General features: G+C 63.4%; 11 protein-coding genes and 1 pseudogene. 8 read left to right on the top strand and 4 right to left on the bottom strand.

The window, feature by feature from the left end; translation table 11 throughout:
- The first annotated feature begins 15 nt into the window (after window positions 1-15).
- Window positions 16-1,605: a PglL family O-oligosaccharyltransferase gene (locus FK527_RS04615; protein WP_144730418.1), complete on the top strand. Its 1,590-nt coding sequence runs from the start codon at window positions 16-18 to the stop codon at window positions 1,603-1,605.
- Window positions 1,606-1,626: 21 nt separating this feature from the next.
- Here FK527_RS04615 and FK527_RS04610 read toward each other — a convergent pair whose 3' ends face one another.
- The gene (locus FK527_RS04610; RefSeq protein ID WP_144730415.1) at window positions 1,627-2,223 is read right to left on the bottom strand and encodes a YqiA/YcfP family alpha/beta fold hydrolase; all 597 of its coding nucleotides are present in this window, start codon (window positions 2,221-2,223) and stop codon (window positions 1,627-1,629) included.
- Between the two features lie 190 nt (window positions 2,224-2,413).
- On the opposite strand from FK527_RS04610, the gene rodA reads away from it, so the two are divergent.
- From rodA to FK527_RS04590, 4 genes are all read left to right on the top strand, one after another.
- On the top strand, window positions 2,414-3,589 hold the full coding sequence (rodA, locus tag FK527_RS04605; protein WP_144730412.1) for a rod shape-determining protein RodA: 1,176 nt from the start codon (window positions 2,414-2,416) through the stop codon (window positions 3,587-3,589).
- Window positions 3,586-5,070 carry a metalloprotease TldD gene (gene tldD / locus FK527_RS04600; protein WP_144730409.1) on the top strand — a complete coding sequence of 495 codons (1,485 nt, stop codon included), beginning with the start codon at window positions 3,586-3,588 and terminating at the stop codon, window positions 5,068-5,070. Before rodA ends, tldD begins: the two co-directional genes overlap by 4 nt.
- Before the next feature lie 63 nt (window positions 5,071-5,133).
- Window positions 5,134-6,099 (top strand): DNA-methyltransferase, encoded by a 966-nt coding sequence (locus tag FK527_RS04595; RefSeq protein ID WP_144730406.1) that lies wholly within the window; start codon window positions 5,134-5,136, stop codon window positions 6,097-6,099.
- The gene (locus FK527_RS04590) at window positions 6,096-6,707 is read left to right on the top strand and encodes a BglII/BstYI family type II restriction endonuclease (RefSeq protein WP_144730403.1); all 612 of its coding nucleotides are present in this window, start codon (window positions 6,096-6,098) and stop codon (window positions 6,705-6,707) included. Before FK527_RS04595 ends, FK527_RS04590 begins: the two co-directional genes overlap by 4 nt.
- A 33-nt stretch (window positions 6,708-6,740) precedes the next feature.
- On the opposite strand, the pseudogene FK527_RS04585 reads toward FK527_RS04590, so the two are convergent.
- Window positions 6,741-6,959, bottom strand: a pseudogene (locus FK527_RS04585) (hypothetical protein); the annotation flags it as partial.
- A 40-nt stretch (window positions 6,960-6,999) separates the two neighbouring features.
- Window positions 7,000-7,431, bottom strand: coding sequence for an acyl-CoA thioesterase (locus FK527_RS04580; protein ID WP_144730399.1), 432 nt, complete (start codon window positions 7,429-7,431; stop codon window positions 7,000-7,002).
- Between the two features lie 36 nt (window positions 7,432-7,467).
- Between FK527_RS04580 and FK527_RS04575 the strand changes: the two genes are divergently transcribed.
- The 3 genes from FK527_RS04575 (at window position 7,468) to FK527_RS04565 (ending at window position 10,049) form a co-directional block, all read left to right on the top strand.
- Window positions 7,468-9,288 carry an ABCB family ABC transporter ATP-binding protein/permease gene (locus tag FK527_RS04575; RefSeq protein WP_144730396.1) on the top strand — a complete coding sequence of 607 codons (1,821 nt, stop codon included), beginning with the start codon at window positions 7,468-7,470 and terminating at the stop codon, window positions 9,286-9,288.
- Window positions 9,289-9,529: 241 nt separating this feature from the next.
- Window positions 9,530-9,787 (top strand): type II toxin-antitoxin system Phd/YefM family antitoxin, encoded by a 258-nt coding sequence (locus FK527_RS04570; protein WP_144730393.1) that lies wholly within the window; start codon window positions 9,530-9,532, stop codon window positions 9,785-9,787.
- Entirely contained in the window at window positions 9,777-10,049 is a 273-nt protein-coding gene (locus tag FK527_RS04565) for a Txe/YoeB family addiction module toxin (RefSeq protein WP_144730389.1), read from the top strand. The genes FK527_RS04570 and FK527_RS04565 overlap by 11 nt, the downstream gene beginning before the upstream one ends.
- 76 nt (window positions 10,050-10,125) lie before the next feature.
- On the opposite strand, the gene FK527_RS04560 is transcribed toward FK527_RS04565, so the two are convergent.
- Entirely contained in the window at window positions 10,126-11,334 is a 1,209-nt protein-coding gene (locus FK527_RS04560; RefSeq protein ID WP_186298382.1) for a DUF4214 domain-containing protein, read from the bottom strand.
- Between the last annotated feature and the right edge of the window lie 50 nt (window positions 11,335-11,384).

Here is an 11,384-nt window from a genome sequence, read left to right as displayed (position 1 = left end):
GCACTTGCCCCCGCCATGCCCCTTGATGCCATCGCCGCGCCGCTCGCCCTGCTCGCCGTGGCCTGGCCTTTCGTGTTTTCGTACACGGCGCCGCCGCTGAGCAACTTCTGGCCGGTGCTGGGCGCGTGGGCCTGCATGTTGTTGCTTGCGGCGCTCGCGGGCGCGCGCGCAGCGGCGCGGCGGCGCGCGGGCCCCGGCATCGGACGCGACGGGACGGAATTTTTTGCCACGCAATTCGCGCTGGGGCTGGTGTTTGCGGCCATCTTGGCCGGCGGCGTCGGGCTGGTGCAGTATTTCTGGGGCGATGTGGGCCTCGCGCCCTGGGTACAGCCTTCCACGCCCGGCCAGGCCATAGGCAACCTGCGCCAACGCAACCAGCAGGCCACGCTGCTCGCGCTGGGCGCGTGGGCGCTGCTGTGGCTCGTCGCGCAGGCGCAGGCGCAGCTGAGGCCAGGCCCTGCGTCGCTGGGAACGCGAAATTGGCTTTTGCCATTCGCTGGCGTGCTGCTCGCGTGGTCGCTTGCCTGGATTGCGCTGGCCAGCGCAGCAACCACTTCGCGCACCGGCGCGCTGCAGTGGCTCGTGATCGTGGCGCTGCTCGTGCTGTGGCGGCGCAGCATGGGGCGGCTGGCGCTCGCTCTGGCGGTGGCGGGGCTGATTTTGTATCTGGCGTGGGCCTGGCTGCTGCCGGGCTTGCTGCTGCAGTGGACGGGTTTTCAGGCCGAAGACCTGTTTTTGCGCTTTGGCGGCGAGGGGCGGGCGTGCGTGAGCCGGCGCGTGCTCTGGTCCAACGTGCTGTACCTGATCGCGCAAAAACCTTGGACGGGCTGGGGCTGGGGCGAGCTCGACTACGCGCACTACATGACGCTGTTCCCCGGCACGCGCTTTTGCCTGCTGCTCGACAACGCGCACGACCTGCCGCTGCACCTTGCCGTGGAGCTGGGTGTGCCCGTGGCGCTGCTGGTCTGCGTGGCCGTGCTGGCCTGGGTCTGGCGCGCGCGCCCCTGGCGCGAGACCACTCCCGCGCGCCAGCTCGCCTGGGGCGTGCTTGCGCTCGTGGGGCTGCACAGCCTGGTGGAGTTTCCGCTGTGGTACGGGCCGTTTCAGCTCGCGACGCTTTTTGCCGTGGCGCTGCTGTGGCGCGGTTTGCCTCTGTTTTGGGAGCGCTTTACGCTCGTGCGATATGGCGTTGCACTGGTTTTGGCGGGTATTTTGGGGCTGGGCGCCTACGTGGGCTGGGACTACTGGCGCGTGAGCCAGATCTACCGCCCCGTGTCCGAGCGCACGCCCGCGCTGCGCGACAACACCATCGCCAAAGTCTCTGACACCCTGTTTTTTGCCGACTCGGTCGATTTCGCGCTGCTCACGAGCATGCCGCTCACGGCGATCACGCCTGCGAACGCGGCGCAGGTGTTCGCGCTCGCGCAAAGCCTGCTGCACTTTTCACCCGAGCCGCGCGTGATCGAGCCCCTGATCGTGAGCGCACGCGTACTCGGACGCAGCGACGTGGCGGCGGCGCAGGAGCTGCGCTACCGCATTGCCTACCCGGCAGACTACGCACGCTGGCAGCGCAGCGAGAACCCCGCGCAGAGCACCGCGCGCTGAGCCGCATGGCATCCGCCGCCATCAGCGCGCGCCGCCTGCGAGGCCCAGAAACTCCAGCACCGCGGGCAAATGCTCGGCAAAGTCGCTGAGCCCGTGGTCGCTGTCTTCGAGCAGCAGCAGCTTGGCCTGTGGATAACGGCCCACCATCTCGCGCCAGTCGAGCAGCTCGTCGCCTTTGGCGATGATGGCGAGCTCGGGCCCCGCGGGCGGCAGGCCGCGCGTGTCGAGCGCGCGCAGCTCCTCGACGTATTCGGGGCGGAAATAAAAATGCTGGCTCGGGTCGTGCCAGGCGCTTTGTTCACCGATGTAGCGGACCAGGTCGCGCGCCGGATCGACGGCCGGGTTCAGCAGCACGCTCGCGCAGCGCGATTGCTGCGCCACCCAGCTTGCGTAGTAACCGCCGAGCGAGGAGCCCACCACGGCCATGCGGGCCTGCGGCCAGTCGGCGATGCCCTGGCGTACCAACTCCATCGCAGCGCGCGGCGAGGGCGGCAGCTGCGGGCACCACCAATGCACCTCGGGGTGGTGGCGCGCAAGGTATGTGGCCAGCAAACTGGCCTTGGCCGATTGCGGCGAGGAGCGAAAGCCGTGCAGGTAGAGCAGGTGCGTGGTTGGCATGGTGTGGGCCCCGAAGTAAAAGCGACAAGGCTTACGCAAATCGGGACGAGGCAAGGCATTCGCCCCATGGCAAAACACCTCGCTGCATCCTTGTTTGCGTAAGTCCAGAGCGAATGCAATGGTCTCAAGCGCCGCGCGGCATCAACGCCGGCTTGGGCACTTATTGTGGGCCGCCGCGGATAATCGCGCCATGGCTGCCGTGATCGACAAACCCTCCCTGGCGCAGCGCGCGCTGATGCTGCTGCGCGGCTTCGACCTGCCCATGCTCTTGCTGGTGGCCGTGCTCGCGGGCCTGGGGTTGCTGGCGATGTATTCCTCGGGTTACGACCATGGCACGCGCTTCATTGACCATGGGCGCAACATGCTGCTCGCGGCGCTGATTTTGTTCGTCGTGGCGCAGGTGCCGCCGCAAAAAATCATGGCGCTGGCGGTGCCGCTGTACGCAATCGGGGTGGCGCTGCTCGTGGCCGTGGCCCTGTTCGGTCTGACCAAGAAAGGGGCGCAGCGCTGGCTGGACCTCGGCGTGGTCGTGATCCAGCCGAGCGAGCTGCTCAAGATCGCCATGCCCATGATGCTCGCCTGGTGGTTCCAAAAGCGCGAGGGCCAGTTGCGCGCGCTCGACTTCGGCGTGGCCGCGCTGCTGCTGGCCGTGCCCGTGGGCCTGATCATGAAGCAGCCCGACCTGGGCACGGCGCTGCTGGTGCTGGCCGCGGGGCTGTCGGTGATTTTCTTTGCCGGCCTGCCTTGGAAGCTGGTGCTGCCGCCGGTGCTGCTGGGCGCCATGGCCGTGGTGCTGATCGTCTGGTACCAGCCCACACTGTGCGCCGAGGGCGTGCGCTGGCCGCTGCTGCACGACTACCAGCAGCAGCGCATCTGCACGCTGCTGGACCCCACGCGCGACCCGCTGGGCAAGGGCTTTCACATCATCCAGGGCATGATCGCCATAGGCTCGGGTGGTTTTTGGGGCAAGGGCTTCATGGCGGGCACGCAGACGCACCTCGAATTCATCCCCGAGCGCACCACGGACTTCATCTTTGCCGCGTTTTCCGAGGAGTTCGGCCTCGCGGGCAACCTGGTGCTGATCACCTGCTTCGTGCTGCTGGTGTGGCGCGGCCTGGCGATCGCGCTGCGCGCCAACACCTTGTTCGGGCGCCTGATGGCCTGCGCCGTGGCGATGATTTTCTTCGCCTACGCCTTCGTCAACACGGGCATGGTCAGCGGCATCCTGCCCGTGGTGGGCGTGCCGCTGCCTTTCATCAGCTACGGCGGCACGGCCATGGTCACGCTGGGGCTGGCGCTGGGCATTCTGATGTCGGTGGCGCGCGCGCAGCAGCAAGCGCCTACGCTCTCTAAAATCAGCGCATGACGTCCCACACTACCTCTGCCGCGCCACGGCGCGCCTCGACCGCCGAACGCCTGGACATCGCGCGCGCCCTGCTGCTCGCGCCTTTCGGCCTCGACGAAAGCCACCTCAGCCACGCGCTGGCCGAAATCCGCGCGCACCGCGTGGACGACGCCGACCTGTATTTCCAATACACGCGCAGCGAGGGCTGGAGCCTCGAAGAAGGCATCGTCAAAACCGGCTCCTTCAGCATAGACCAGGGCGTGGGTGTGCGCGCCGTGAGCGGCGAGAAAACCGCCTTCGCCTACTCCGACGACATCTCCGCGGCGGCGCTGCTCGACGCCGCACACACCGTGCGCACGATTTCGGCCTCTGGCAAGGCAGGGCGTGCGCGCGTAGCTACGCAAAAGATAGCATCCAGCCGCAACCTCTACGCCGCCACCGACCCCATCGCCACGCTGGACAGCACGGCCAAGGTGGCGCTGCTCGAAACCGTGGAGCAGCGCGCACGCGCCAAGGACCCGCGCATCGTGCAGGTCATGGCGGGCCTGGCGAGCGAGTACGACGTGGTGCTGGTGGCGCGCGCCGACGGCACGCTCGCGGCCGACGTGCGCCCGCTCGTGCGCCTGTCGCTCACGGTGATCGCCGAGCAAAAAGGCCGGCGCGAAATGGGCTCGGCCGGCGGCGGCGGGCGCTTCGGGCTCGCGTACTTCGACGATGCCTTGATCTCCGAATACGTCGATCAGGCCGTGCACGGCGCGCTCGTGAACCTGGACGCGCGTCCGGCGCCCGCGGGCGAGATGAGCGTGGTGCTGGGCCCCGGCTGGCCCGGCATCCTGCTGCACGAGGCCGTGGGCCACGGGCTCGAGGGCGACTTCAACCGCAAAGGCGCGAGCGCCTTCAGCGGCCGCATCGGCGAGCGCGTGGCGGCGCCGGGCGTCACCGTGCTCGACGACGGCACCATCGCGGCGCGGCGCGGCTCGCTCAACATCGACGACGAGGGCCACGTGAGCCAGCGCAATGTGCTGATCGAGGACGGCATCCTGCGCGGCTACCTGCAGGACGCGCTCAACGCGCGCCTCATGGGCGTGCCCGCCACGGGCAACGGCCGGCGCGAGAGCTACGCGCACATCCCCATGCCACGCATGACCAACACCTACATGCTCGCCGGCGACAAGGAGCCGGCCGAAATCGTCGCGAGCCTGGAGCGCGGCCTGTACGCGACCAACTTCGGCGGCGGGCAGGTGGACATCACCTCGGGCAAATTCGTGTTCTCGGCCAGCGAAGCCTACTGGGTCGAAAAAGGCAAGGTGCTCTACCCCGTCAAGGGCGCAACCATCATAGGCAGCGGCCCCGAATGCCTGCAGCGCGTGCGCCTGATCGGTAACGACCTGCGCCTGGACACGGGTGTGGGCACCTGCGGCAAAGAGGGCCAGAGCGTGCCTGTGGGCGTGGGCCAGCCCACGCTGCGCATAGATGGGCTGACCGTTGGCGGGACGGTGTGAGGCGGGCGGTAAAAATACTGTGCGTGGCAACGGATGATGTTCCCAACAGCCAATGAGGTTTTCATGGACAGCCATGAACCTTCATCCATCGCCGCACGCTTCGACCCTGGAGCGCGCGCCGTCATTTTCGAAGGGGCATGCGAGCAATTCCTCAGCACCATTCCCAACGAGTCCATGCAGCTCGTCGTCACCTCGCCGCCTTACAACCTTGGCAAGGCCTATGAAAGACAAGTGCATCTGGATCGCTATCTGGAATGGCAAGCGCTCGTCATTGCCGAGTGTGCCCGCGTCCTGGCGCCTGGCGGCAGCATTTGCTGGCAGGTCGGAAATTTTGTTGCGCATGGCGAGGTCGTCCCGCTGGATATCGTGATGTATCCACTTTTTACGCAACATGGTCTTAAATTGCGTAATCGCATCATTTGGCATTTCGAGCATGGGCTGCACTGCAGCAAGCGCCTTTCAGGCCGCCATGAAACCATTCTATGGTTCACCAAAGGCGACAATTACAAATTCAATCTCGACGCCATTCGCGTGCCGCAAAAATACCCTGGGAAAAAGCACTTCAAGGGCCCAAAGGCAGGACAGCTTTCGGGGAATCCCCTCGGAAAAAATCCCGGTGACGTGTGGATTATTCCGAATGTAAAAAATAACCACGTGGAAAAAACCATTCACCCCTGCCAGTTTCCCGTGGAACTCGTCGACCGATTGGTACTTTCTTTGACAGACAAGGGGGACTGGGTGCTGGATCCCTTTCTTGGGGTCGGCACGACGATGGTTTCAGCCATATTGCGAGGTCGCAAGGGTTGTGGGGCCGAGAAAATGCCAGAATACGCCAGTATCGCTCGCACCCGCGTTCTGCAAGCCATGCACGGCACGCTTCCCGTGCGGCCCATGCACACCCCCATCTACGACCCAGCCGACGCCGGCAAAGCGCTCACCACGAATTTCTGGCAGGCGGCCGCGCCAGAAAATTCGCAACAACAATCCCTTCTCGAAGAACCGAGCAAGCGCTTCGAGGAGACCTCATGAAAATTGTGCAAACCTACTCGCACCTCAATGGCCTCGAATATCTGCTCGTCCATAAAGCACATCTTTGGCAGGAAATCAAAGAGGTCATAGAAGACATCGAGGCAGACCTTTGCAAAACCAAAGTAAGCAAAGAGTCACGTATGAAGGGGCAAACGAAATACAGCCCCATCGACATGAACAAAGCGTTTCATGAAAAACTTGGCAGCAAGGAGTGGCAAGAGAGTCGCGTCACTTACTGGGTTACCGATGATGAGAGATTGATCCGGCAGACGCTGACCTTGCCGCCGGAAGAGCAAAAGGCGATTATTGCCAGAACGGGTAAAACGCCCATCATGAGTTACAATCAGACCGACTTCGTCAAGAGTCGTGTTGCCATCGAGGTGCAGTTCGGCAAATATGCCTTCGTCGCCTATGATCTTTTTGTCAAGCACCTGGCTTTTTATGTGCGCGACCAGATTGACGTGGGCATAGAGATTCTTCCGATGAAATCTCTGCAAGCACAAATGTCCTCAGGCCCAGGATATTTCGAGGGGGAGTTATACAACGTCATCCGCAATGGACGCGGCGTGCCTTCTGTGCCTTTGGTCATTGTGGGTATCGCCGCGTAAACAAACCTCTGGCAATACTCATTCAGTCCCCATTCAGCCCCAATTGTCGATGAGGCCCACGGGGCGATATGCCCTCACCCCCGCCACGAAATACTGCTCCACGGCCCGGTCATCCCCCGGCACGATCAACGCGAACAGCAGTTCGTCCAGACTGCCGGCCTGCGCCGTCTTGCGCGTGAGCATGGGCTTGGCGGCGGGGTTGAGTACCAGGAAGTCGGCCTCGCAGCCCGGCTGCAGATTGCCGGCCGTGCCGCTCGCGGCTTAGCAGCCTGTCGGGCTTGTTTGCACCTTCTCAGGCCGCCACTTGCCTGCGCACCACGGGGCGTGGGCGGCCTGCGTCGTCTATGGCCACGTAGGTGAGCCGCGCCTGCGTGACCTTCACATAATTGCCCTGCCTGGCGAGCTGCTCGGCATAGACCTCGACTTCCACGGTGATCGAGGTATGGCCCACGTGCGCGATGCCCGCAAAAAACGAGAGCACGTCGCCCACGCGAACCGGCTGCTTGAAGATGAATTCATTCACCGCCACGGTCGCCATGCGGCCCTGCGCGTAGCGCGCGGGCAGCACCGAGCCGGCCAAGTCCACCTGCGACATCACCCAGCCGCCGAAGATGTCGCCATTGGCGTTGCAGTCGGCCGGCATGGGGATGACCTTGAGCACGAGCTCCTTGTCGGTGGGCAGCGTGACGGGTGGGGGTGTGGTGGCGTCGGTGGTGGTGGACATGGGCACAATCTCCGGTTTTGTCTTTGATTGTCGCCCATGCGCCGCCACGGTGAACCTGTCCCTTCTCTTCCCGCGCCAGCCTCGGCCCACTCCGACTGGGCCACGCTGCGGCGGCTGCTACCGTATCTGTGGCAATACAAGTGGCGCGTGCTCGCGGCTATCGCCTTCATGGTCGGCGCCAAGCTCGCCAACGTGGGCGTGCCGGTGCTGCTCAAGACGCTCGTGGATGCGCTCAACGTGCGCCCTGGCGACCCGGCGGCGCTGCTCGTCGTGCCCGTGGGCCTGCTGCTGGCCTATGGCGGCCTCAGGCTGTGCACCTCGCTCTTCACCGAGCTGCGCGAGCTGGTGTTTGCCAAGGCCACGCAAGGCGCGGCGCGCAGCATCGCGCTGCAGACCTTCCGCCACCTGCACGCGCTGAGCCTGCGCTTTCACCTCGAACGCCAGACGGGCGGCATGTCGCGCGACATCGAGCGCGGCGTGCGTGCGATCGAGTCGCTGGTCTCGTTCACGCTGTTCAATATCTTCGCCACGCTCATCGAGGTGCTGCTCGTGCTCGGCGTGCTGGCCGTGAAGTTCGATGCGGGCTTTGCCTGGATCACGCTCGCGGCGCTGCTGCTCTACATCGTCTTTACGGTGCGCGTGACCGAGTGGCGCACGCAGTTTCGCCGCCAGGCCAATGAGTCCGACTCCGCCGCGCACACCAAGGCCGTCGATGCGCTGCTGAACTACGAGACCGTCAAATATTTCAACAACGAGGAGTTCGAGGCGCGCCGCTACGACGAGAGCCTGGAGCGCCTGCGCCGCGCGCGCCTCAAGAGCCAGAGCACGCTGTCGCTGCTCAACACGGGCCAGCAGCTCATCATCGCCACGGCGCTCGTGGTGATGCTCTGGCGCGCCACCCAGGGCGTGGTCGCGGGGCGCATGACGCTGGGCGACCTGGTGATGGTCAACGGCTTCATGATTCAGCTATACATCCCGTTGAACTTCCTCGGCGTGATCTACCGCGAGATCAAGCAGGGCCTGACCGACGTGGACCGCATGTTCGCGCTCATGGACCGGCCGCAGGAAGTGGCCGACGCGCCCGGCGCGCCGCCGCTGACGGGACTCGAGCACCCGACGGTGCGCTTCGAGGGCGTGCACTTTGCCTACGAACCCGAGCGGCCCATTTTGCGCGGCCTGAGCTTCGAGATCCCGGCGGGCAAGACGGTGGCCGTGGTCGGCCCCTCGGGCGCGGGCAAATCGACGCTCGCGCGGCTGCTGTTTCGCTTTTACGACGTGCAGCAGGGGCGCGTCACCATCGCCGGGCAGGACATCCGCAGCGTCACGCAGGAGAGCCTGCGCCGCGCGCTGGGCATCGTGCCGCAGGACACGGTGCTGTTCAACGACACCATCGCCTACAACATCGCCTACGGCCGCCCGGGCGCGAGCCAGGCCGAGGTCGAGGCGGCCGCGCGCGCCGCGCACATCCACGACTTCATCGCTTCCACGCCCAAGGGCTACGCCACGCTGGTGGGCGAGCGCGGGCTCAAGCTCTCGGGCGGCGAAAAGCAGCGCGTGGCGATCGCGCGCACGCTGCTCAAGAACCCGCCCATTTTGATCTTCGACGAGGCCACCTCGGCGCTCGACTCGGCCAACGAGCGCGCGATCCAGGCCGAGCTGCGCAGCGCCGCGCAGGGCAAGACCACGCTGCTGATCGCGCACCGCCTCTCCACGGTGGTCGATGCGCACGAAATCCTCGTGCTCGAAGCCGGCCGCATCGTCGAGCGCGGCACGCACGCCGCCTTGCTCGCGCACGGCGGCACCTACGCGCGCATGTGGGCGCTGCAGCAAAGCGGCGATGCGGCGCGCGGGGCGTGATGCGCATCCGCCTTGCGATCTAGGAGCCTGTCGGACTTTGGAATCGTCGGCTGCGAATGCGCCGCAGCGGCCCATTTTTTACCGGCTTCTTGCCCCATAGTCCCGCTATGGGGCGGCGAATCCGGCAAGAACTGGTCTCGCTGGGGCACATTCTCGCTTTCGACGCCCAAAGTCCGACAGGCTCCTAGCGCGCGATCCTCTAGACTTGTGCATAAGCAGCACAAGTCAAGGAGCCGTCGCAATGCGGGTGGTGAATTTCTCCGAGGCGCGCAACGGCCTCAAAAACGTGATCGATCAAGTCATAGACGATGCCGACTACACGGTCATCGTGCGCCGCGATGCGCCCGATGCGGTGCTGATGTCGCTCGACACCTTCAATAGCCTCATGGAAACGGTGCACCTGCTGAAGTCGCCGGCCAACGCCGCGCATCTGGCGCGCTCGATCGAGCAGTACCGCCAGGGTCGGGTCACGCAGCGGGACTTGGCTGATGCCGATTGAGCAAACGCTCAGCAAACTGACCTGGACGCTCGCCGCTTGGGAGGGTTACGAATATTGGCAGCTCCAGGATCGCAAAACCTTGAGGCGCATCAACGCCTTGATCAAGGACTGCTTGCGCCATCCCTTCGCAGGCATAGGCAAGCCCGAACCGCTCAAAGAAAACCTCGCAGGCTTTTGGTCGCGCCGCATCGATGACACCCACAGGTTGGTGTATTGCGTGGATGCGCGGCCGCTGGTCGTGATCGCCTGCCACTACCACTAACCACCACCACTATCGATGGATTGTCAATGGCGATGAGTTGGGACGGTGGCCTCGAGCGCTGGGGGCGAGCGCTGTTTCACATGAAAGCCATGAGCATGCCATCGAAGAGCGCAGGAGTGTCGCCACTGCCAACCAATTGTGCAGCCATGGCCGTACCCATTGCTGTCGAATCCGCTATTTGCTGATCGGTAAAAAGGGGTACTGCGGCCGGGTCCCTAAAAACCGAAACCATCAAGGCAATGTATTGGTCGAGCACAGTCTGGTTGCCCGCTTCCAGAGCCGCCGCATTGGCCTGGATGAAATTGCCGATTTGCATCGCTTCATCCATATCAATTGCTTTAAGAGCCTTGATGGCGGTGCCGTAGTAAATAGACTCAAGGTTTTCCGTGGTGGCGACAAAATTTTGAATGTTGGCGCTAGGTGCGCCGATTTCCTCGGCAGCAAAAATCCCATCTTCGTGGCCCCAATAATTAGATGGATTGAAGAGCTCGTAATAATATGCATCATTTGCCAAGTCTTTCAAGGTGGCCTCGCGCAGCGATTCCGTGGATAATATGCCGCCGTTGGTGTTCATGGTGACTAGGCTGGTCAGTTCCTCCATGTCACTGGCCAGAAGTTCACTGCTACCGGAGGAACCGCCAGTATTGCCATCCTGGCTGCCACTACCCAGAATTATTTCGTACAAATCGGTTTTGAAGATATTCAGCTCGCTCAGGATGGCTGCTGACAATTGCATGTCACTGGATCCAGAAGGTATGGTTCCATTGGGAAACAGGTTGAGTGTGGCGCCAGACTTGTCGTAAATGCCCTTGATTGCCGTGGCTACCGATTCAGTCAAATCGTTCACGGACTCAGTCCACTCCTTGAGTAAGCTGGGGTCGAGGCTGATGTTGTTGGTCTGCTGGATCGACACCACGTACTGGCTGAATGCAAGCTTGTTGATGATGTTGTCTTTGCCCAGCGTACCATCTGGTGTGCCGAGGGCGGCCTGCACCATCGTGGATAAAAGGTCTCCTTTGGAGACGCCATTATTGAGCTGACCGGCCCAGTAGCCGTTGTCATCTGGAGTCTTTCCAAATAGGGTGGCATACAAATTGGTCACGTAACCATCTGCGGACTGGGTGAGGGGGTAACCAGCTTCTTGCACTACCGGCAGTTGCAAAAATGTGTTCACCAAGTCGGAAAGAGACCAGCCGTGTTGGGCAGCTTCACTCTTCCAGTAGTCGAACCCTTCCTTTTCTGGCGCTCTGCCGAACATGGTGTAGTAGGCTTTGATGATGTCCAAGTCTTGCAACATTTACTCCTCCCGCAGTGGTGTGCCAAACAATAAAAAAG

It is taken from the genome of Extensimonas perlucida (genome assembly GCF_007655255.1).
Taxonomy (GTDB): Bacteria; Pseudomonadota; Gammaproteobacteria; order Burkholderiales; family Burkholderiaceae_C; genus Extensimonas; species Extensimonas perlucida.
The sequence above is the reverse complement of the archived record's forward strand: the minus strand, read 5'-3'. Positions and strand labels throughout refer to the sequence as shown.